This is a genomic window from Nostoc sp. DSM 114160 (genome assembly GCF_053470305.1).
Genome location: NZ_JBPFGO010000003.1, coordinates 1,109,363 through 1,130,824 on the forward strand (window position 1 = coordinate 1,109,363; position 21,462 = coordinate 1,130,824).

The 21,462-nt window shown below is 42.5% G+C and carries 24 protein-coding genes and 2 pseudogenes; 13 read left to right on the plus strand and 13 right to left on the minus strand.

Annotated features, from left to right (window positions below):
* Window positions 1-105: 105 nt before the first annotated feature.
* On the minus strand, window positions 106-735 hold the full coding sequence (locus NSTCB13_RS30115) for a DedA family protein (protein ID WP_322670292.1): 630 nt from the start codon (window positions 733-735) through the stop codon (window positions 106-108).
* 454 nt (window positions 736-1,189) lie between these two features.
* On the opposite strand from NSTCB13_RS30115, the gene NSTCB13_RS30120 reads away from it, so the two are divergent.
* Window positions 1,190-1,543: an STAS domain-containing protein gene (locus NSTCB13_RS30120; protein WP_322700624.1), complete on the plus strand. Its 354-nt coding sequence runs from the start codon at window positions 1,190-1,192 to the stop codon at window positions 1,541-1,543.
* Window positions 1,544-2,011: 468 nt separating this feature from the next.
* On the opposite strand, the gene NSTCB13_RS30125 is transcribed toward NSTCB13_RS30120, so the two are convergent.
* Both NSTCB13_RS30125 and rpsF read right to left on the minus strand, forming a co-directional pair.
* The gene (locus NSTCB13_RS30125; protein ID WP_445626786.1) at window positions 2,012-2,572 is read right to left on the minus strand and encodes an Npun_F5560 family protein; all 561 of its coding nucleotides are present in this window, start codon (window positions 2,570-2,572) and stop codon (window positions 2,012-2,014) included.
* Between the two features lie 218 nt (window positions 2,573-2,790).
* Window positions 2,791-3,147 (minus strand): 30S ribosomal protein S6, encoded by a 357-nt coding sequence (gene rpsF / locus NSTCB13_RS30130; RefSeq protein ID WP_445626785.1) that lies wholly within the window; start codon window positions 3,145-3,147, stop codon window positions 2,791-2,793.
* A gap of 387 nt (window positions 3,148-3,534) precedes the next feature.
* Between rpsF and NSTCB13_RS30135 the strand changes: the two are divergent.
* Window positions 3,535-4,309 (plus strand): annotated as a pseudogene (locus NSTCB13_RS30135) (fumarylacetoacetate hydrolase family protein).
* A 3-nt stretch (window positions 4,310-4,312) separates the two neighbouring features.
* On the opposite strand, the gene NSTCB13_RS30140 reads toward NSTCB13_RS30135, so the two are convergent.
* Entirely contained in the window at window positions 4,313-4,789 is a 477-nt protein-coding gene (locus NSTCB13_RS30140) for a Tic20 family protein (RefSeq protein WP_094348027.1), read from the minus strand.
* 80 nt (window positions 4,790-4,869) lie between these two features.
* A complete protein-coding gene (locus NSTCB13_RS30145; protein ID WP_445626783.1) occupies window positions 4,870-5,067 on the minus strand; it encodes a hypothetical protein in 198 nt (65 codons plus the stop codon).
* A 603-nt stretch (window positions 5,068-5,670) separates the two neighbouring features.
* Here NSTCB13_RS30145 and NSTCB13_RS30150 point away from each other — a divergent pair.
* The 3 genes from NSTCB13_RS30150 (at window position 5,671) to psaI (ending at window position 9,802) form a co-directional block, all read left to right on the plus strand.
* Window positions 5,671-8,679: a hypothetical protein gene (locus tag NSTCB13_RS30150; protein WP_448274763.1), complete on the plus strand. Its 3,009-nt coding sequence runs from the start codon at window positions 5,671-5,673 to the stop codon at window positions 8,677-8,679.
* 34 nt (window positions 8,680-8,713) lie between these two features.
* On the plus strand, window positions 8,714-9,442 hold the full coding sequence (locus NSTCB13_RS30155) for a hypothetical protein (protein ID WP_448274764.1): 729 nt from the start codon (window positions 8,714-8,716) through the stop codon (window positions 9,440-9,442).
* Window positions 9,443-9,652: 210 nt separating this feature from the next.
* A complete protein-coding gene (gene psaI / locus NSTCB13_RS30160; RefSeq protein WP_448274765.1) occupies window positions 9,653-9,802 on the plus strand; it encodes a photosystem I reaction center subunit VIII in 150 nt (49 codons plus the stop codon).
* A gap of 191 nt (window positions 9,803-9,993) precedes the next feature.
* Here the strand turns inward: psaI and NSTCB13_RS30165 are convergent, their stop codons facing one another.
* The 6 genes from NSTCB13_RS30165 to NSTCB13_RS30190 form a co-directional block, all read right to left on the minus strand.
* The gene (locus NSTCB13_RS30165; protein WP_012411803.1) at window positions 9,994-10,113 is read right to left on the minus strand and encodes a photosystem II reaction center protein J; all 120 of its coding nucleotides are present in this window, start codon (window positions 10,111-10,113) and stop codon (window positions 9,994-9,996) included.
* 69 nt (window positions 10,114-10,182) lie between these two features.
* On the minus strand, window positions 10,183-10,305 hold the full coding sequence (locus NSTCB13_RS30170; protein ID WP_015127970.1) for a photosystem II reaction center protein L: 123 nt from the start codon (window positions 10,303-10,305) through the stop codon (window positions 10,183-10,185).
* 8 nt (window positions 10,306-10,313) lie between these two features.
* The gene (gene psbF / locus NSTCB13_RS30175) at window positions 10,314-10,451 is read right to left on the minus strand and encodes a cytochrome b559 subunit beta (protein WP_015115279.1); all 138 of its coding nucleotides are present in this window, start codon (window positions 10,449-10,451) and stop codon (window positions 10,314-10,316) included.
* 9 nt (window positions 10,452-10,460) lie between these two features.
* Complete coding sequence (psbE, locus tag NSTCB13_RS30180; RefSeq protein ID WP_094348030.1) at window positions 10,461-10,709, minus strand: cytochrome b559 subunit alpha; 249 nt, start codon at window positions 10,707-10,709, stop codon at window positions 10,461-10,463.
* A 191-nt stretch (window positions 10,710-10,900) separates the two neighbouring features.
* On the minus strand, window positions 10,901-11,923 hold the full coding sequence (locus NSTCB13_RS30185; protein WP_448274766.1) for a photosynthesis system II assembly factor Ycf48: 1,023 nt from the start codon (window positions 11,921-11,923) through the stop codon (window positions 10,901-10,903).
* Between the two features lie 144 nt (window positions 11,924-12,067).
* Window positions 12,068-12,403 (minus strand): rubredoxin, encoded by a 336-nt coding sequence (locus NSTCB13_RS30190; RefSeq protein WP_069071324.1) that lies wholly within the window; start codon window positions 12,401-12,403, stop codon window positions 12,068-12,070.
* A gap of 824 nt (window positions 12,404-13,227) precedes the next feature.
* Here NSTCB13_RS30190 and NSTCB13_RS30195 point away from each other — a divergent pair.
* The 5 genes from NSTCB13_RS30195 to NSTCB13_RS30215 all read left to right on the plus strand — a co-directional run bounded on the left by NSTCB13_RS30195 (window position 13,228) and on the right by NSTCB13_RS30215 (window position 16,802).
* On the plus strand, window positions 13,228-13,680 hold the full coding sequence (locus NSTCB13_RS30195; protein ID WP_448274767.1) for a reverse transcriptase N-terminal domain-containing protein: 453 nt from the start codon (window positions 13,228-13,230) through the stop codon (window positions 13,678-13,680).
* Entirely contained in the window at window positions 13,652-14,926 is a 1,275-nt protein-coding gene (locus NSTCB13_RS30200; protein WP_448274768.1) for a reverse transcriptase domain-containing protein, read from the plus strand. The genes NSTCB13_RS30195 and NSTCB13_RS30200 overlap by 29 nt, the downstream gene beginning before the upstream one ends.
* 262 nt (window positions 14,927-15,188) lie before the next feature.
* Window positions 15,189-15,551 carry a photosynthetic/respiratory NAD(P)H-quinone oxidoreductase subunit C gene (ndhC, locus tag NSTCB13_RS30205; RefSeq protein WP_012411797.1) on the plus strand — a complete coding sequence of 121 codons (363 nt, stop codon included), beginning with the start codon at window positions 15,189-15,191 and terminating at the stop codon, window positions 15,549-15,551.
* Entirely contained in the window at window positions 15,542-16,279 is a 738-nt protein-coding gene (gene ndhK, locus NSTCB13_RS30210; RefSeq protein WP_445626780.1) for a photosynthetic/respiratory NAD(P)H-quinone oxidoreductase subunit K, read from the plus strand. The genes ndhC and ndhK overlap by 10 nt, the downstream gene beginning before the upstream one ends.
* Entirely contained in the window at window positions 16,272-16,802 is a 531-nt protein-coding gene (locus tag NSTCB13_RS30215; RefSeq protein WP_448274769.1) for an NAD(P)H-quinone oxidoreductase subunit J, read from the plus strand. The genes ndhK and NSTCB13_RS30215 overlap by 8 nt, the downstream gene beginning before the upstream one ends.
* Window positions 16,803-17,087: 285 nt before the next feature.
* Here NSTCB13_RS30215 and NSTCB13_RS30220 read toward each other — a convergent pair.
* A pseudogene (locus NSTCB13_RS30220) lies at window positions 17,088-17,222 on the minus strand (Uma2 family endonuclease); the annotation flags it as partial.
* 153 nt (window positions 17,223-17,375) lie between these two features.
* Here NSTCB13_RS30220 and fni point away from each other — a divergent pair.
* The 3 genes from fni (at window position 17,376) to NSTCB13_RS30235 (ending at window position 21,061) form a co-directional block, all read left to right on the plus strand.
* Window positions 17,376-18,446, plus strand: coding sequence for a type 2 isopentenyl-diphosphate Delta-isomerase (fni, locus tag NSTCB13_RS30225; protein ID WP_448274770.1), 1,071 nt, complete (start codon window positions 17,376-17,378; stop codon window positions 18,444-18,446).
* Window positions 18,447-18,580: 134 nt separating this feature from the next.
* Window positions 18,581-20,416 (plus strand): signal peptide peptidase SppA, encoded by a 1,836-nt coding sequence (gene sppA, locus NSTCB13_RS30230; RefSeq protein ID WP_448274771.1) that lies wholly within the window; start codon window positions 18,581-18,583, stop codon window positions 20,414-20,416.
* A 405-nt stretch (window positions 20,417-20,821) separates the two neighbouring features.
* A complete protein-coding gene (locus tag NSTCB13_RS30235) occupies window positions 20,822-21,061 on the plus strand; it encodes a hypothetical protein (protein ID WP_104909601.1) in 240 nt (79 codons plus the stop codon).
* A 161-nt stretch (window positions 21,062-21,222) separates the two neighbouring features.
* Here NSTCB13_RS30235 and NSTCB13_RS30240 read toward each other — a convergent pair whose 3' ends face one another.
* Complete coding sequence (locus tag NSTCB13_RS30240) at window positions 21,223-21,420, minus strand: hypothetical protein (protein WP_448266320.1); 198 nt, start codon at window positions 21,418-21,420, stop codon at window positions 21,223-21,225.
* Between the last annotated feature and the right edge of the window lie 42 nt (window positions 21,421-21,462).

Here is a 21,462-nt window from a genome sequence, read left to right on the forward strand (position 1 = left end):
ACAGGAGTTAGGAGTTAAAAAAGCAAAATACAAAAGTAAAAGTCAAAAAAATTCACTTTTTACTTTACTTTTCACTCCTGACTCCTGACTTAGTTTATGCTTGACTTACTCTTCTGCTGCACCTTTAACCTGGCGAGATTCCAGCCACAGGGGCACAATAATTAAGGCAGCGAGGATTAGTAACGCTGCGATCGCAAATTGACCCACCCAAGCAACCAATTGTTCTAAAGAGACTATTTTGCCAGCAAAAAAAGCTAAGGTTACCATCAAACTAGCCCAAGCAACTGCTCCTAAAAAGTTGTATAAAAAGAATTTTCTAAAGGGCATTTCAGCTATACCAGCTAGTGGTGCAGCAAAAACTCGTAACAATGCCAAAAAACGCCCAAAAAACACTCCTTTAGCAGCGTTTTGACTAAATTGATCTTTAATACTCAGCAGCCGCACTTCAGAAATCCGAAATATGCTGCCAACTTTTACTAGAAAAGCCCAACCGCTAACTCTACCAATCCAATAGCCACAAGTACCACCAATGACAGCACCCATAATTGCGTCACCGAGAACCAGCCAGAAATTTAGTTCATCGCTGCCAGCTAAAAACCCGCCTACTAAGGTCACGGTTTCACCAGGAAGGGGAATGCCTAAATTTTCTAGCAAAATTCCGAAAAAAATTGCCCAATACCCGTAATTATGAGCAACTTCCTGGATATTTTCTAGTGAAATCAGCTCTAAAGACATTCCACACCGCCGTCTTTACAAATTTTTACTTTTACTATATTTTTACATTTTTGCTTGTTTTTGGGTGGGGTGTCAATCAAACTAATACATAACTTCTACTCTATGGTAACTATTAACTTATGACTATTAACTATCCAATTTTTGGGATTAGTACCACATGTTCATAATCTATTAAAAAAAGATTAAAAATTTTATAGAAAATTTATAAATATCCGTTTAAATTGTGAAAATCTTGTAAAAGATACGGTTGATACCGAAATTGTTAGGCGCTTATGCCTATATTGATGAAAGTTATCACAAATTATACGACATGAATACTGAAATAATCTCTCTCAACTGTAGGACTAAAATTGCCCAAATATTTGGGTAAAAGGTCATTTTACCGTTGAAAAAGAAGAAGTATTGATGTCTTTTTCAATTTTTTGTCAAGTGTTCCAATTACCCTGTTAAATTCATGGCTTTCACACAAGAACTTCAAGTGATTTTGTTTAAACCCCAAGGAAGCATAGATTTGCAAGGCGGTAAGGCTTTGAGCGAACAGATGGCTGGAGTAGTCCCTCAAGCTTATCAACTCTGGGTTATCGATCTAGCAGAAGTTAACTTCATGGACAGCTCTGGGTTAGTTCCTTTAGTAAAAGGCTTAAAAGCTGCACGTCAGAGTGGTTGCCGTTTAGTTCTATGCAACGTACAAGCTCCTGTACGGTTGATTTTGGAACTTACCCAACTCGATACAGTGTTTGAAATTTTTCACACTTACCAAGATATTTTTACCAACGTTAAAGATAACAGTCTGATGCTAGCAGACTAACTAATAAATCTACCTACGGGAGGATGGCGGAGTCAAGCAATATTTGCATTTTTTCACATTCTCTTTAAAATAACAGTCTGGTGCTAGCAGGCTGATTTTCTTTATTGGCAAGAGTTAAATGTTGAGGGAAACTCATATCTTTGAGCTAGGTAGTATAAATCGCATTATTGGAAGTCATCTACCTAAAGCAGTAAAGTCAGAAATTGCCAAAATGGATCAAAGCAAATGCAACTGTTTGTGACACTCCCCAGCCTTTTAAATCCAGGGTTGTGCAAATTACTCTAAGCTAATTGTTTTATCTGGGACGTAACTAGTGAAAGGAAGCAGGAGGTAAGAAAGGTTAGAATCTCGGCTTTTCGGTTATTTCTAACTTTATAGTTATTTTTGCCTCGATCTACTACTTGGATGCCTCCAAGATGTTTTGATGCACCAATTTCTTACCTCTTAAATTCCACCATAATGATAATTTTAGGCATTCTGGGGAGTCGAAATATTAGTTTGTTCCGATGCTGGGCGGGGAAAATTTGGTAAATCAATACCGCTGTGACTAGCATTGCGAGTTTTGAGTGCTAAACGGTAACTCACACTTTGCAGTTCTGCTTGCAGTTGGCGGTTTTCCCGTTGTAGCGTTGCTACCTTTTCTCTCACTGGCGTCATCCGCTCCTCAAACTTCCGACGGTAAATTTGAGGCAACTCTTGTACTACTTGCTCCAACATCCGAGTGCGATCGGTAAGTTCTTGAACTGACTGTCGCAATTGATAAATTTCGGAGTCACGAGTTGTAATTTGCTCTTGGTAGAACGCCACCTGCTGTTCCACAGCTTGGAGTTGTTCTTGTAAAGCGTGTAACTGGGTCAGATCGCGCTCAAATTCCGGCTGCTGTGGCATAAAACTAGTGTTACCCTTTACCAGCCGGAAAAGTTCTTGAGATAGTTGTTGCACTAATTGATCGCGAAGTTGCAACTCCTGGCGTAGCTGCGATACTTCCGTCGAGAGAACTTGAATATTAGGTGTCTCAGATTGGCTCACAGTAGCTTAAAGCTCCCATTCAGAATCTTGTCCACTTTTAGGTATAACTGCGGGAGTACTACCTTTGGCAAGTATTTGTTAATTTAGCATTCCCAAACAAATGACGAAAAAAGAAAAAGACAAAATTTTATTGAATGGGAGTGGGGATTGGAGAGTTAGGAGTTAGGAGTTAGGAATTCTTCTCCTGCTTCCCCTACTTTCTCATCTCCCTCATCTCCCTACACTGTTGCAGGTGCAGCTACTTTAGTAGGTTTTTCTTTTTCCTCTTTAGGGGGTTTTTCTTCTTCAATGTCCTGCTTGATTGTCAAGTAGCGAATCACTTCTTCACTCAAACGCATAGCGCGTTCAAAAGGAGCGATCGCAGTTGCAGGCGCGCTGTAGTTTAACTGGATGTAGATGCCATCCCGATGTTTTTTGATTTCATAAGCCAGACGGCGCTTACCACGATTTTGAATTTGGATGTCCTGGGCGCCTTGTTCGCGAAGCAAATTCTGATATTTAGTAACTGCTTGCTCTACCTGTTCCTCTCCCAAGTCAGGACGGAGGATGTACATTGTTTCGTAATTTGTAGTCATATTTTTCAGTTTCCTCATGGACAAAAGTGGCTGCTGATATCAATTTATACCTAAATTTTATTTAAAATGCCAGTATTAATCAACATCTGAAGCAACAAGGAACTATAATCTTACCAGTTTTCAATTTTGTTTCATTAGCCAAATTGCCAAAGAAAGTTTGGATTTTTTGGATGTCCCTAATGAAAACTAGGTTGAGAGGCAATCCTGATATTTCTTTCACAAGATAGATCGAGCTATCAGCTTCGCTAAGGGGTATCTTTCTTTAAAGGGCATCTTAATAGCGATCGCTTTTTTGCTCAAGGCTCAATCGGTTGGCTAAACAGCTAACTGACGATTGCTAGGTACTCACAGCAACTAAAAAGCAGAAAAAAGGTATTTATCAAGGTTATGGCGCAGCGCTACGTGCGAATTCAAAATCCAGAAGGACAGATTTACTATGGGTTACTACAGCTATCCCTGAATGTACAGGTGCTAGATGCTCCACCCTGGTTACAAGGACAACCCACTGATTTAACTTTGACACCAGAAAATTACCAAATTCTGGCTCCCTGCGCCCCCTCAAAAATTGTGGCCGTGGGTAAGAATTATGCGGATCATGCAGCTGAAATGGGAACCCCAGTACCTTCTGAGCCATTAATCTTTCTGAAGCCACCTACGTCGATCATTCCATCTGAAAGAGAAATTAAGTATCCTCCCCAGTCACAGAGAGTTGACTATGAAGGAGAGTTAGCTCTAGTGATTGGCGATTACGCTTTTGAATGCACGCCAGAGGTAGCCCAAACCAAAATTTGGGGCTACACCATCGCCAATGACGTAACAGCGCGGGATTTACAAAAACAGGATGGGTCAGTGGACGCGAGCCAAAGGTTTTGATACTTTCTGTCCTTTGGGACCTTGGATTGTGCGGGAATTAAATCCAGGAGCGAGATTGCAGACTTTTGTGAATGACGATGCTAATCCAGTCCAATCTGCCTGTATCGATCGGATGGTGTTTTCCCCCGATGTTTTAGTTTCCTATATCAGTCAGGTGATGACGCTACTCCCTGGTGATTTGGTGCTTACAGGTACGCCTGAGGGTGTAAGTGCTTTGCATCCAGGCGATCGCGTCCGCGTCGAAATTGAAGGTATCGGTCGCCTGGAAAACACCGTAGCGACCCGTTAACTTCTAACGCACTTGCATATACACTGCATCGGAAATGGCTGGAATTTCTGCATAACGTCCGCTCACAGACTGGATGACTGAATATGCGACTGCTCCCACTATGCCGATAAAAATGGTTGTGGATAAAGTTTGGATTGCAAAACCACCGGAAGGAACTAGTCCCACAACATCAGTTAGGATGCTAAACAAAAAGATAATGATATCCAAAAGGATTGCTTGCATGGTGTTGAAACGAATAAAGTGACTAATTTTTTCGTTTCTTACTACCAGCAAAAATAAAGCAAAGAAAATAATCATTCCTGCATAACGCACGCCGTAGTAAATTCTCAATAATGGCAGAAGCGGTAAAAACAGTAGTTGTAACGGTGGAAACTCTGAGAGTAAATATCTACCAAATACAAAAACTTCAATTAGAGGAAGCAAATAAGGCAAGGAAGCAAAAATCCGATCTGAAACTGTTGTAGACCCGCGCCAAGACATTATGCGTTCTCCTGTGGTTAAATTTTAATAGTTACTTGAGCTTAGGATAACGCAGTTACTGGTCTTGCTGAGAAATTCAACTATTCTATATGGGCGATGCGAAAGCCCATCATACATTCATATTGGTCTGGCTGCTGTTGAGTAAGTTTGCGAATGGCTTGACCACAGCGCAGTTGACCTTTACGCCAACGGGGTTGACCGCTCCCGTCAGCAAGTAAACAAGACTGGCAAACTTGCTCAGGGGCAAGGATTTGCTCGTCCATTAAAATGACTAGCATCGAATCCCTCCTGTAAATCCTCATTGTCAACCCACATTTCACTCAAGGGAAGACGTGTTTTGTAACGGTTCAAATAGCCACTTCAGATAGATTGGATGCGTTTTGCGTGGTTAAGTGTTGTGATTTGCAATCTCGCTTTGCGCCTAACTTGGGCGATCGCAGAGGACACTTAAGAACCACATCCTACCTCTTTGCAGCAAAAATGTGGGTAATTATGATTCAATAACAATTCTCAAGTGAATTTAAATTTATTGTACGTTGTGTCTATTGCAAAGTGGAAATTCTAGTAAAAAATAATACAAAAATTTTTGCACTAAGTTGAGCAAAGACAACTAACGGTATCCATTGTATCTCTGTTAATTTAGCACTAGGATGTGTCAAACTTAATATTCAGAAAACAACAAAAGCTTTACGCACAAGCAACACGGCGACTTATTGAAATTCCCTTGAGGTGAGTAGTTAAAGTGTGTGAAGTCAAGTCAGTAAAACTGAGTTAACTTGATAGTTATTTAAGTGAGGCATTTCTAAAATACTGAGGTAAACTTGCAAGCAAGTTAATACACAATATTACTCAGCGGCTCGTCGGTCTGGGCATCACTTACAATGGAACACTGGCAATTTCTGATACAGAAACAAGGCGCTCGCTCGTGGCATATCCTAGAATCGCCAAATTTGGAAATCTTGGAAGGGCAGTATAGAGTTTTGGCTCGTTCTAACCTTCTTAATACAGACGTGGAAGTGCGAGTAACTCACTCTTCAACTGAGGAAGTTCAACCAACGCGGCGAATTTTCAAGCGATCGCGTCGCACTAATTCAGAAGGCATAATGGCGGTAATTCCTTTTACCTACTTCCAACCGGGAGTTTGGGAGTTGCGGTGTTCCGGCGATTTGATGTCGGATCTGCTCGGTAAATCTTGGCAATACAGCGTGCAAGTACAAGTCTTCTCGCTGTTAGCAGAGAGAGAACCGAGGAAAAATTTAGACTCAAGTTCATCCAACGATCGCCCAGATCCTGTTTCTGGAAACTTGGAATATAGTGCTTCAGCAGAAACTGCAATCACGTTATTTACGTTTGAGAAAGCGATCGCAGTTTCTGAAGGACTGGCAATTACTACAGATAGCAACCTCACTGTTGCACCAGATGAAGAGAACTTGGAATCTAATGCCCCAGCAGAAACTGCAATTGCGCTAGATAATGCGATCGCAGTTTCTGAAGGACTGGCAATTACTACAGATAGCAACCTCACTGTTGCACCAGATGAAGAGAACTTGGAATCTAATGCCCCAGCAGAAACTGCAATTGCGCTAGATGATAATGCGATCGCAGTTTCTGAAGGACTGGCAATTACTACAGATAGCAACCTCACTGTTGCACCAGATGAAGAGAACTTGGAATCTAATGCCTCAGCAGAAACTGCAATTGCGCTAGATAATGCGATCGCAGTTTCTGAAGGACTGGCAATTACTACAGATAACAACCTCACTGTTGCACCAGATGAAGAGAACTTGGAATCTAATGCCCCAGCAGAAACTGCAATTGCGCTAGATGATAATGCGATCGCAGTTTCTGAAGGACTGGCAATTACTACAGATAACAACCTCACTGTTGCCTCAGATGAAGAGAACTTGAAATCTAATGCCCCAGCAGAAACTGCAATTGAGCTAGATAATGCGATCGCAGTTTCTGAAGAACTGGCAATTACTAAAGATAGCAACCTCACTGTTGCAGCAGATGAAGAGAACTTAGAATCTAATGCCCCAGCAGAAACTGCAATTGAGCTAGATAATGCGATCGCAGTTTCTGAAGGACTGGCAATTACTACAGATGGCAACCTCACTGTTGCCTCAGATGAAGGGAACTTGGAATCTAATGCCCCAGCAGAAACTGCAATTGAGCTAGATAATGCGATCGCAGTTTCTGAAGGATTGGCAATTACTACAGATGGCAACCTCACTGTTGCCTCAGATGAAGAGAACTTGGAATCTAATGCCCCAGCAGAAACTGCAATTGAGCTAGATAATGCGATCGCAGTTTCTGAAGGATTGGCAATTACTACAGATGGCAACCTTGTTACCACTGTTGCGTCAGATGAAACGGAAAAAGATGAAGATATAGTTATCGATCGGCCTGTAAGTCCTGTATGGCTCAAAGGAGAGACGGCAGAGCAGATTTTACAAAATTTAATAGATTTAGCTTTACCCACCTCTGAACTGCTGCCGCCAGATGAAAAAGTTACAGATTCTTCGGCAACACAACTACCGCCACCATTACTGCTAATTTTAAGTCAGGATAATTATATTGCTCGTTGGGGACAAGCTCTTATAATCAACGGGTACATAGAATTCCAAGAAAAGACAAATCTAGATTGGGATGAAACATCATCTTCAAAAAGCTTGCGGGCGCTTGCAGTAGAAATTGAACTGCGATCGCCCAAGAACTCGAAAATATTGACCAAAGTACGGCAACCCTTATCAGATAAGGAGTTGCCCTTTACCATCAATACCTCAATTGATATTCCTGCTGATTGTGAATCTAAGCTAATTTTGGCAGATATAAGTTTGTATGGGAAATTCGCCGATGCTGGTGAAGTCATGCCGTTAGCTACCCAGTCCTTCACCATTACAGCAGATGTAACAGAATTACTGGCAATCACAGCCACAGCAAAATCCAACATATTTTTAAATGACCTCATAACACCATCGGACTCATCTGCTGCTTTCACAGAAACAGAGACAGAGACACCTGTTAAACTCGATTTAAAACTATTAAATCTGGTCAAAACTCCAAAAACAGATCAGTCTCAGATAGTTAATCCATCCCCAAACACGCCTTTACCACCGCAAATTAACCTGCAAGTTCTGCGAGAAGCTAACTTGCGGACATCTAAGCTCAAGAATTCAAGTATTTCGTTGCCTCAATTACCGAAACTGCCCCCTATTCAAAGTGATGCCAATATTCCCTCAGATGTTGTTGCAGAACCACAGACACCGAAGGAGCTTGTAGAAAAGGATGCTACTATAGCCACCATCAATTTGGAGCAGTTGGTCATCAAGCAACGTCGAATGCCAATAATCGAGACTACTTTGCCATACTTGAAACGGCTACAAGCTTTACCAGATGATGCCGAAGAAAAAGTAGAAAATAATGTTCTTCCAGATACATTGGAAGTTAAAGCGGCTGAAGACTTACCAAAGTTGGACGCAACTGTGGCTGAAGATGAAAAGATACCTGAATTAGGAGTAGGTGACACACAATTTCAGGAAGAATCTGTTGCTGAGGTTGAAGCCCCGCAAAATTCACAATTTCAGGAAGAATCTGTTGCTGAAATCGAAGCCCCCCAAAATGAACAATTCCAGGAAGAATCTGTTGCTGAGGTTGAAGCCCCGCAAAATGAACAATTAATTACAACAGGCAACCTTTATTCATCTCCCCTGCTCAGGAAGTGGATGCAGAGCCAAGGATACTCCTTGCCTGAATCTATCAACGATCTGCAACCTCAAGATTACAATAACTATATTCCACCACAGCAAATACCCCTTCCTCCTAGTGGAGAAAATGCGAATGTTGATGTTAACTTGCCATTAGACCCTAGATGCCAACACGGAAAATAATCTGAACGAAGATTGGAGCAGTTCACAACTTCTCTTGGCTGAAACGCCCAAGGGACAAGAAACATGGGAAGAAGTCGAAGGATTGGCTCCTGAACAGGAGAACTTTGGGGAAGATATAGACACAGCGCAGGAAATAAAACTGGGGATTAGAGAAAATACGGAAATAGAAAAAGTACTAGAAGAATCAACAATCTCATCGGCTCTGTTAACACAAGTACCGCCCCCTCCTCCTCCAATAAAAATAAATATAGCGTCAGCTTGGTTGGCGCAAGAAATCGTTGTAGATGATACAGATACCGAACTAGAAGGCGATGCAAAGGAGAGTGACACTTTTGAAGAAAAGGAGCAATCACTGTTATATTCATCTTCTTCCTTACCTCTAATTGCGGCAGCCAGTGAGCCTTTGCCAACTCCACATTTGTATGTGCCAGAAGGCGAATTAATTGCTGGCAAATCTATCATAGTGCGCGTAATACTGCCAGAAGTACCTCTGCAAGTTGTTGTCAAGTTATGGCTTGAAGATTATCAAACTCGCTGCTTATTAGATGGGCCTCATTTATTGACAAATTTACTTCCTAATGCATCAGGAGAGTTGGAAGTGATGACACAATTAAACATTCCCTTTGGCTGTTTAGAAATTCGCTTAGGAGCGATCGCACTCGATCTAACAACCCAACAGGAGAGTCACAAAGTCACAATAGTAAGAACCGTCATTCCTCCAGACTTGCCAAGCTTGCAGCTAGATGAACTTCTGGGTATGTAACTCAGGTATGAGGGGCATGGAGAAGAGACAAGGTAGACAAGGAAGAGGGGGGAGACTTGGGAGAAACTTGTTCAATAATTCCCCCTTGTCTCCTTGTCCCTTTGTCCCCCATCTCTCTGTGTTAAAAATATGAAAGAATTTCAAAAATTTGGCAGAATTTGCAGTAAGCTCATCTTGAATTGTAGTGTGATTTCATAGGAACCTTTAACTATGGCAGCATCTTTTTTGCCTACTGTCTTGGCTAGTACATCGTACTTGTCTGCGATCTTCGTGCCCATAATTGGTTGGATTTTGCCAGGTGTGGTCTTCGCATTTCTGTTTTTATACATTGAAAACGACGATATCAGCGATATCGGCTGATACTGATGTAGTCATTAGTCATTAGTCATTGATCATTAGTCATTTGTTTTTTACAAATGACAAAGGACAAAGGACAAATGACCAAAATTAATACCGCCCATCTCATAGAGACAGGCGGTTTTTTTAACGTTGATTTCTCAACAAATGCTAGAAAGTTCTAACTTATAGTATTCGGTTCAAACTAACTAATGTTAAATCGAAGAACCGAGTCCGGCGTAGGCACCATAAAAGAAAATGCCCAGGACTGTAATTATACCTAAACCTGCGATCGTAGCGACGACCCACAGGGGAATTCTCCCACTTCCAGACACAGCTTCTCTCCTCCCTTAACAACAAATCAACACATGTTCATAGACCAAGATTAACAACAGTACTTCTAATTAGTTAAAGAAGTAACTGGAAAACAGAATACCCAGAACGAAAATTAGTAGTAATCCCAGGTATAACGAAGTCCGGTTTAGTTCAACCGGTTGATTATTGGGATTGGGCGATCTTTCTACCATAATTGCTCCTAACGTTGAATAAATTGCATTGCGGCGATCGCGCCCAAAAAGAATACAGTTGGTACACCTAAAGTGTGTACTGCCAGCCATCTAACGGTAAAAATTGGATAGGTAACTGGTTGATTGATGTTGTTTCCGCTAGTCATGATCTCAAACTACTTTCCAATAAATTCTTCAACTTGTTTTTTAGCTTCAAAACGGTTCTTCACAATGGGCACTTCTTGCCGCGCTGGTGTGAAATACTCGTTGGGACGGGGTGTACCAAAAGCATCATAAGCCAATCCGGTGCTGACAAATAGCCAACCGGCAATAAATAATGCCGGGATGGTGATGCTGTGAATTACCCAGTAACGAACGCTGGTAATGATGTCCGAAAATGGACGTTCTCCAGTGGTACCTGACATTTAGATCCCTACCTTATACATAGAGTGTTATTGAGTTTATTATCCTACAAAGTTAAGAAAGAGTTACAAGTTGCAACGTTCTTCTCAGAAATTAGGTATTGGGATTAGGAGAGAGGTTATAGGTGACAGGGGAGAGGGAATAATCTGTAACCTGTACCCTATTCCCTATTCCCTTCTTCACTCTCCACTCACTAAGCCGCCTCTGCTGGGGAAGTTGCTTCAGGGTTTGGTAGATATTTGAGCAAAACGCCGCGATCGCCAATTATAAATCCCCGCTCTGGCTCCAAAAACACAATCTTGTACAAATTAGCCGCAACTTCTTCCACTTCACGGTCTTTTTCCCAGGTTTTGCCACCATCGGCACTGCGTAGCAAATTACCGCTACCGCCACCTACCCAAATTTCATTGGGTGTGCGATATGCCAAATCCAGTAAACCCCAACTGGTAGACAACTCTGGATATTGTGCCTCTTGCCATTCTTCAGGTTTAGTTGGGTCACTAAACTGAACTTGACCTCCTCTAGCTAGCAACCACAATTGCCCATTATCACCAAAGCCCATGTTTTCTACTCGCCGAGAACTATTGCGGTTATGGGGAACCCAAGCATCTTGGCCTGGTTCCCAAGTCGAGTAAAAACTACCTTTAGCGGAAACAGCAACATACTTACCATCAGCAGAACGCTCTAAGTTACGCACCACACCCACTGCTGATTCCACCTGGGCTTTCCAGTTTTTGCCACCGTCTGTGGTCTTATATATGGCTCCAACATTAGTAGCCATTTCCGCTGTATTGTCTGCTAGCGCCTTAACTGCGATCGGACTACCTGGTAGCTTTTCGCTCAAAGGTATACGCGACCAAGAAGCACCTTCATCGGTAGTGTGTAGTAAAAGTCCAGGCTCTCCGGCAATCCAGCCTTCTTTACCGACAAAACTTACTGAGTCAAAACGATACTTTTGCTCATCCAGTTGCAGTGTTATTGGTTTCCAGGTATTACCACCGTCATTGGTTTCCAATAGTGTGGCATTGCTACCGACTAAGTAGCCATGCTCAAGGTTATCAGTAAAAGCAATATCCAATAAATTTGAGTTTGTTGGCACAGAAATGACTTTCCAAGGGTTGTAGCTAACAGAGGGAACTTGGCTACAACCTATGCACATCACGACTACTATTAACAAGGCAAATATTCGTTGCCAACCTTTCACAATTGAATGCATCAGTATTTCTTAGTTATTTCTAAATTTTGGTAGCAGTTGGCAGCCAGGATGCTGGTGGAAAATCCTGGCTTTTTCATTTTGAATTTCGTTAGCGCAGTGTAAGGCCTCTGGTAGAGAGCGTTATTTGGAATTGCTTAAAGGCTGTCATTGTAAGCCGTAAAGACTGATAAAAAACAAGAAGCCAAGAGCCAAAGCACCAAAAATTAGGATATTCTTTTGGGTTGGCGTTAGGTTGTTAACACCCAAACCATAACCGAGATTTTCTTTAAAGCCGGATGCAGTACCGGCAGGGCCGATGTTGGCAAAAGCAGTCTTTTTAGCAGAACAAACTGGACAGCGCCAATTTATGGGCAGTTCTGCAAAGAGTGTCCCTGAAGGAATATCATGCTTGTCATCTCCCTTCTCAGGTTCGTAAACATAACCGCAGGCGCGACACTCGTAGCGGTCTAACACCGGAGTCTCAACAGCTGGTTCGCTCATGGCTAAGGCCTCGCAGAGAAGAAATCTTAAATATACGTTAAAAATTATGACATAGTTGTTAGACTTTTCTATCACTAGCAAAAGTGAATCAAATACCTAAAGTGTGTCTGTTTCGCAGATTTCAGAAAAACCAAACAGATATAATGTAAAAGAAAGTGTGCGATTCGATGTCGCACGTAATGAGTCGAATATGCCAACTGGATAAGGTTTTCAAGCAATTTTATGCACCGATACCGAGGGATATTCGCAAGCTAGTGTCCAACGCTTGTCCTCATCTCAAAGGGGCAAAGCGAGTAATTGCTGTGTCTCAAAGCTAGAGAGAAAAGCCCAACCAATCCTGATAACCACAAATCGGGGGGAGGCAAGAGGAAGATTGGCATGGTAAATGAAAATGAACTCTCATCGAGGTTTCGTTATTATTAGGCTGTTGGAAAGTGGTTACATACGGCAGTGTCGGGAAAAAGGGATAAGGTACACTTTCAACCTTATCCAGTAGATATTGACCTGCTTCTGTCAATATTAGGACACCAATTCCCCGGAATAAAGAGAGTACCTAAACCAATCGCATCTCATACGTGTGAAACGAAGTAACCCCAATGGAGTCTAGAGGCTAGACCTACGTCACTAGTAAGGAAGGAGTAATCCAACCCGAACTCCCCAGTGGGGAAGAGATACCATAAAAAGCGAATGCTGTCAGCCGAAAGGCAACGGGAATAAATAACCGGACAGATAGGGTAATACCCGACCCGAAAGGGTGCTGACGTATGGCAGGTAAGTCTCTTGAATTTCAATGTAAGATTACCGAACTCAAAAGGAAAAGTTAGATGCAAACCGCGAGGAATGCGAACGTAACTGAGAGAACTACTCAATGGAATTGCGTCAACTGGCGTAAAGCCAACAAAGTAGTCAGGCGATTAAGACAAAGAATATTCAAGGCTACAAGGTCTGGGAAGTTGAAACTGGTTCGCAATCTGCAAAGGCTGCTATTGCGTTGCTACTCTAATATCCTTATATCAGTAAGGAAAGTGACGCAAATAAACCAGGGCAAAAATACTCCGGGTGTAGATAAACTTGTGGTGAAAACACCTTCAGCCAGAGGATTACTAGTAGACATACTAAAAAAATTCATCCCCTGGAAACCTTACCCCACCCGGAGGGTGTATATTCCCAAAGCTAATGGCAAGAAACGACCTTTGGGAATACCAAGCATAATAGACCCGTTGCCTACAGGCGATTGTAAAAAACGCATTGGAACCCTACTGGGAATCCAAATTTGAAGGTAGCAGCTATGGATTCCGACCAGGCAGAAGCGCCCACGATGCAATTGGAAAAATATACCTGATTGCACGTCCTAACAAAACGAAAAAGTGGGTAGTCGATGCTGATATAAAGGGTTGCTTCGATAATATTGCCCATGAATCCTTAATGGAAGCCATAGGAAATTTCCCAGCAAGGAAATTAATAAACCTATGGTTAAAAGCAGGATACGTGGACAAGGAAGCCTTTTATGACACCGAAACAGGAACTCCCCAAGGTGGAATAGTAAGTCCACTTCTAGCCAATATAGCCTTGCATGGACTGGAAAAAGCGATAGGCATAAAACACGATAATAGAGGACAGCTAATTGGCAAACGCGCTATTGTTCGATATGCCGACGACTTTGTAATTTTTTGCGAAACCAAAGAAGACGCAGAAAAAACAGTAACAATCCTGAATAACTGGATGAAAGATAGAGGACTTTCCCTCTCTGACGAGAAAACAAAAATCGTTCACCTTACACAAGGTTTCGATTTTCTTGGATTTAACGTCAGACAATACCCTGTATCCAACACAAAAACAGGATATAAGCTACTGATAAAACCCAGTAAACAAACCATGCATAATGCGCGGAACAAAATCAAACAAGTATGGCTAGACAATAAGAGCCAGAATATTGATTATTTGATAGAAAAACTAAACCCCATTGTCAGGGGAATAGCCAACTATCTTCGCGTAGGGGTCTCTTCGGAAACATTCAGCAGTCTCGATAGCTGGATGTACACCAGGGAGAAAAGATATGCCAAAAGGATGCACCCGAACAAATCCGATAAGTGGCGTAAGGCGAAATACTGGGGAAAGTTGAACCTAGACAGGGAGGATAATTGGGTCTTTGGTAACAAAGAGTCCAATAAACCCCTGCTAAAATTTAGCTGGTTCAACATACAGAGACAGGTCCTAGTGAAAGGGTCATCTTCACCTGATGACCCGGAACTAAGACAATACTGGGTAGACAGAGAAAAGGACAAGTCCAAGACCCTGGAACCCAGTAGCCAAAAGATAGCAAAAAAACAAAACTACCTCTGCCCAGTATGTCAAGATTCCCTATTTAACGGGGAAACAATTCATCGCCACCATATCACACCACGACATAAAAATGGCAAGAATAATCTAGCCAACATAGAAATGGTGCATTACTACTGTCATCAACAAATCCATTCCGGCAAGGCAAAATACTCCTCCCAAGCGGAGGAAGTATTAGCCTAGCAGCTATTATGGCTTGCTTGAGCCGTGTACTTGGAAAACTTGTACGCACGGTTCTTAGGGGGGAAAGGGGCAGAAATGTCCCCGCCCTACCCGATTACGCAGTTAAGGGATTGGGCGTTGGGTAAAACAGTTCCGAGTTCCGAAAGTTCTGAGTAAAGAAGTGAGATTCCCTACTCAGCACTCAGCACTCAGCACTCAGCACTCAGCACTCAGCACTCAAAACTCACTACTTAAAATACTCCATAAGCGGTAGATACTCATTGTGTTTGTCCTCAGCGGTTACGAGTACCTTCTAGGTTTCTTCATCATCTGTAGCCTAGTACCTGCCTTAGCGCTCTCAGCTTCCAAGCTCCTACGACCCAGTGGTTACGCCCCAGAACGTCGCACCACTTATGAATCTGGCATGGAACCCATCGGGGGAGCCTGGATTCAGTTCAACATCCGCTACTACATGTTTGCTCTGGTCTTCGTCGTCTTTGATGTGGAGACTGTTTTCTTGTATCCTTGGGCGGTAGCTTTTCACCGTTTAGGGCTATTGGCTTTTATTGAAGCGTTAGTCTTTATTGCAATTCTTGTAGTCGCTTTAGTTTACGCATGGCGTAAAGGAGCTTTGGAATGGTCTTGAATTCTAACTTAACAACCCAGGGTAAAGAACGAATCATCAACCCCATTGAGCGTACCAATGTCACTCAAGACCTTTCAGAAAATGTCATTCTGACGACGGTTGATGACCTCTACGACTGGGCGCGGCTTTCTAGTTTGTGGCCGTTGTTATTTGGTACTGCTTGCTGTTTTATTGAGTTTGCAGCTTTAATTGGTTCCCGGTTTGACTTTGACCGTTTTGGGCTAATTCCCCGTTCTAGCCCCCGCCAAGCTGATTTAATTATTACGGCAGGGACTATCACGATGAAGATGGCTCCGCAACTGGTGCGTCTTTACGAACAAATGCCAGAGCCGAAGTATGTAATTGCGATGGGTGCTTGCACAATTACTGGCGGGATGTTTAGCGTTGACTCTACCACGGCAGTGCGCGGAGTCGATAAACTGATTCCTGTGGATGTGTATTTGCCTGGTTGTCCTCCCCGTCCCGAAGCAATTATCGACGCAATCATTAAGTTGCGGAAGAAAATCTCCAACGAGTCGATGCAAGAGCGGGGTAAAATTAAGCAAACTCACCGCTATTACAGCACGACTCATAACCTGAAGCCAGTAGAGGAAATCTTAACTGGTAAGTATTTGCAGTCAGCAACTCGCTCTGCACCACCGAAGGAATTGGCGGAAGCAATAGGTATGCCAATACCACCTGCACTGCTGACAGAAAAGGCGCAAAAGGAGGAACAACCCCGTGGCTGAAGAAGAATCTAAACCAGTACCAGCAGCGAAAGAAGAAGCATTGGTACAAGCGGGTAAAGTTTCCCAATGGTTGACGGAAAATGGTTTTGACCATGAGTTTTTAGCACCAGACAAAAATGGTGTAGAGATAATTAAGGTAGCGGCAGATTTTTTGCTTCCTACCGCTACAGCCCTTTATGCTTATGGGTTTAATTATCTCCAGTTTCAAGGCGGTGTTGACCTTGGCCCAGGACAGGAATTGGTGAGTGTTTATCACTTGATTAAAGTCGGTGATAATAGCGATCGCCCCGAAGAAGTTCGAGTTAAGGTGTTCTTACCACGGGAAAACCCTGTAGTGCCTTCTGTATACTGGATTTGGAAGACCGCAGATTGGCAAGAGCGCGAGTCTTACGATATGTTCGGCATTATCTACGAAGGGCATCCAAATCTCAAGCGGCTTTTGATGCCGGAAGATTGGGTGGGTTGGCCTTTGCGGAAGGATTACGTCTCACCCGATTTCTACGAGTTACAGGACGCTTATTAGAGATTGCTGAGTTTTAGCAGTAATTAACCCCTTTCCGGTGTCGGAGAGGGGTTATGTTTTTGGTGTTTCATGTCAGGGACTTCCAAAGAATAAATTTTTTTTGTCAGCTTGACCCCAGTTTCATTGGTTTGAGTCACTAATTGAATTGTTAGTGGCATAGTTTATTTTCTGGAAGTCCCAATTTAATCGATTGCAGCACATTAATCAAAATTTGCAGTTAAGAGATATTCGGCAAGACTCAGTTAACTTTTCAGATGTGTTTGGTAAAATTTAGGTAAAATTATCAATCTTATTGTGGTTGGTTGTCCCCCCTGTCATAGGTATAATCTTTCCATCTCTGTATTCATTTTTATATTCAGCCTTCTCTTCTAATTCCAAATATTCTTCTGGGGTGTAGCGCTTTTGTGTTTGTAAAACCATATTAATCAACTCACCAAATGGGGGAATGGTTCTGTTATCAATAGCGTAACGTACCCTATTGATAGGTAAAATAAATATTTTTGTTATACAAATACGGTTGCAGACAATGTAACAATAGCGATCGCAAGCCAATACTTTTAGCCATACCCACCAGTGAACGCCCCTACCAATATCTCTGCACAAACTCAGAATCGCAAAGCCGATCACATTCGCATCTGCTTAGAAGAAGATGTTCAGTGCGATCGCATCACCAATGGATTAGAACGTTATCGTTTCACTCATTCTTGCTTACCCGAACTCAATTACAACGATATTGATATCAGTACAACTTTCCTGGGGAAACACCTTGGCGCACCTTTGTTAATTTCTTCCATGACTGGCGGAACAGAACAAGCCGCAATGATTAACCAACGTTTGGCCCAAGTCGCACAACACTACAAAATTGCAATGGGTGTTGGTTCTCAACGTGTAGCAGTAGAAAAACCCCAAGTGGCTGATACTTTTGCTGTCCGCAAGTATGCCCCTGATGTTCTGCTACTTGCAAACTTGGGGGCTGTGCAACTTAATTACAAGTACGGCTTAGATGAATGTTTGCGCGTAGTTGATATTTTAGAAGCTGATGCCTTGATTTTACACATTAACCCTTTACAAGAGTGCATTCAACCCAAAGGTGATACTAATTTTCGAGGTTTACTTGACAAAATTTCTATATTGTGCTCAGAATTGCCAGTACCAGTGATTGCGAAGGAAGTTGGTAACGGCATTTCAGCCGCGATCGCCCAAAAACTTCTTGCCGCTGGGGTAGCAGCAATTGATGTCGCGGGTGCGGGAGGTACTTCTTGGGCAAAAGTAGAAAGCGAACGGGCAGAAAATCCCTTACAACGTCGTTTAGGCAGGACGTTTGCCGATTGGGGTTTACCGACGGCAGAGTGCATTACAACTATTAGAGCGATGTCTACGACGGGCTACGCCAACGCCAAAGATGTGCCTTTAATTGCTTCGGGAGGTTTGCGTGATGGATTGGATATTGCAGCTGCGATCGCTTTGGGAGCAGATATAGCTGGTTTAGCAATGCCTTTCTTGCAAGCAGCAGCAATATCAGAGACAGCAGTAGCCGAACTTGCTGAGGTATTAATCGCTGAAATCACCACAGTCTTATTCTGCACTGGCAATGCCACCTTGTATCAGTTAAAGCACTCTGGCTGTTTACAGCGCATAGAATAAGTAAATAGGTCATTAGTCATTTGTCATTTGTCACTTGTACTGAGCGAAGCCGAAGTATTTGTCATTTATAAATGCCCAATGCCCAATGCCCAATGCCCCATGCCCCATGCCCCATGCCCAATGACTAATAACTAATGCGTAATTTTATCAAACAAACTTTTGCTAGTTTAGTTGGCACTTTACTAGGACTAATTATTTTCGCTGGTCTAGGAACTACTGGACTATTCTTGCTGATTTTTGCTGCTAGCTCGTCTAAAGATACTGGGCCTTATGTGAAAAATAAGTCAGTGTTGGTTTTTGACTTGTCAATGAAAATTACTGATGGCGAGCCTAGTTCAGACCAACTGTTTCAGAACACAATCTCAGGTGTCGATGAAGATAGAATGGCACTCCGCAAAGTTGTGGAAACTTTGGAAAAGGCGCGGCGAGATCCGCGCATTGTCGGAATCTATCTGGATGCAACCAACACAAGCCAAACTGGTAATGTCGGCTATGCCTCCCTGAAAGAAATTCGGAAAGCGCTGGAGGAGTTTCGCGCTGCGGGGAAAAAGATTGTTGCCTATGGCAGTGATTGGAGTGAAAAGGAATATTACGTTAGTTCAGTGGCAGATTCCATTGTCCTTAACCCTCTAGGAATGATGGAAGTCAACGGTTTGAGTTCACAACCAATGTTTTTAGCGGGAGCATTGCAAAAGTATGGCATTGGCGTTCAAGTCGTGCGGGTAGGGAAATTTAAAGGAGCCGTTGAACCATTTATTCTCAACAAGTTGAGTCCAGAAAACCGCGAACAAACTCAGAAATTGTTAGATGACGTTTGGGGAGAGTGGCGCACTGCTATAGGCGCAAGTCGGAAAATTGAACCCAATAAGTTGCAAGCGATCGCAGATAATCAGTCTTTACTAGAAGCCACACAAGCTAAAACTAACGGTTTAGTCGATCTAGTACAATACCCCGATGAAGTTGTCGCTGACCTGAAAAAATTAACAAATAGCGATAAAGAAGACAAAACATTCCGCCAAATTAGCTTGAATAGCTACGCACAAGTTTCTGGTAAATCTTTGGGTGTAGAACGTAACTCCAAAAATCAAATTGCTGTTGTTTATGCTGAGGGTGAGATTGTCGATGGTAAAGGAGAAGATGGGCAAGTAGGAGGCGATCGCTTTGCGAAAATCTTCAACAAGCTGCGACAAGATAAAGATGTGAAGGCTGTTGTCTTACGAATTAATAGTCCCGGTGGTAGCGCTACCGCAGCCGAAGTCATGCAGCGAGAAGTGAAATTAACTCGTGAAGTAAAACCAGTTGTGGTGTCAATGGGTGATGTCGCCGCCTCTGGAGGTTATTGGATTGCTAGCGACTCTAATCGCATTTTTGCAGAACCAAATACTATTACAGGTTCTATAGGAGTGTTTGGGATCTTATTCAATGGGGAAAAGCTGGCCAGTAATAATGGTATTACTTGGGATTCAGTGAAAACCGCACGCTATGCTGATAGTCAAACAGTTTCGCGTCCGAAATCGCCTCAAGAGTTAGAAATTTATCAGCGCAGTGTTAACCGGATTTATAATATGTTTCTGAATAAAGTTTCTCAAGGTCGGAAACTCCCAGAACAAAAAGTAGCAGAAATTGCCCAAGGAAGGGTTTGGTCGGGTGAAGCGGCTAAAGAAATTGGTTTGGTGGATGAAATTGGTGGTTTGAATACTGCGATCGCATACACTGCCAAGCAGGCGAAATTAGGAGACGATTGGGAAGTACAAGAATATCCTCGCACTAGCAGCTTTGGAGAACGCTTTTTTGGGCGTGCAACAGAAGAGGTGCGGACTGCTTTAGGGATTGAAGGGACGCAACTCAAACAATCCAATCCCCTCACCACCGAATTCCAAAAATTGCAACAGGAAGTAGAGATTTTACAAAAGATGAACGATCCACAAGGGGTTTATGCCCGCTTGCCTTTCAACTTGAAGATTGAGTAGATATTTTTTGAGTATCAGTGGGCAACAACTGACCGAATACTACGTCAAACTAGTTTTGAGGATTTGTAGTAAGGATTTTAGTCCTTGTTTTCTCAGAGCTAAAGTCTTTGCTACGAAATTGTGTACCAATCAATTTAAAGATAGATTACTAGGACGAAGCACATGAGTTTACCTCGCCAGCCATAAACCAGCTGACATTTGCTGCTCGGATGTGTAAAGTAGTTTAAAGTCAACTACAATTTCTAACCTTTGACAGAATTTTAGATTTGGAATTTTGCTGAAGCAGCCTGGTTAAACAGTGGCTCAAGTATGGAAAAATCTAAAATTTTTTATCTAGACCCAAGTGTATTTACATAGGAATCCAATTTAAAGTCTAAAATACAAAATTGAGTAAAACATCCATCTATGGCTAGAAAAACACAACGTCTTTTACTGCTAATTGTTTCTTGTAGTATCACTGGTGTAATTTTAGGAGGTACTGCTGGTTGGGCAGAAAGTAGTCTCTGCTTGGAAGACAGTAAGGTTACAAGTGAGTGCCTAACTCAAGATCCATTCCAAAAAACTATCCAAGGAATGAGTACTGGATTGTTAGCTGGGGCTGGGGCTGCTTTTGGTGCAGTCTGGCAGTTACGCAATGAAGATTGAGCATGAACTACGACTAACCCGGAACTCCGGGTTAGATTAGGTTTTTGTACTAATTAGCCAGTGCCTCCAATTTTACTTTCGCCCAGCATAAGGTCTTAACTACCCTTTTTACACCAGAAACGGCTGAAACTCTCCCCAATAGCCATCTGATATCTACTGCTTTAATATCGATCGCCAAAGATGCGATAAATCGCCGTCTCTACAAAAGACTGATTATTGTAGAGACGGCGATTCATCGTGTCTCTTGCCTTAACCGAACAGTATTGCGTCAAAACCCAGGATCGTTGTCTAACTATGCTATGCGTTGCAGCTAACACTTCGCTGCAACAGACTGAATCGATATCTGGATTGGGATGCAAAGAACTATGCCTATGGGCGCATTTGCTTTCTTGGTAACTTAT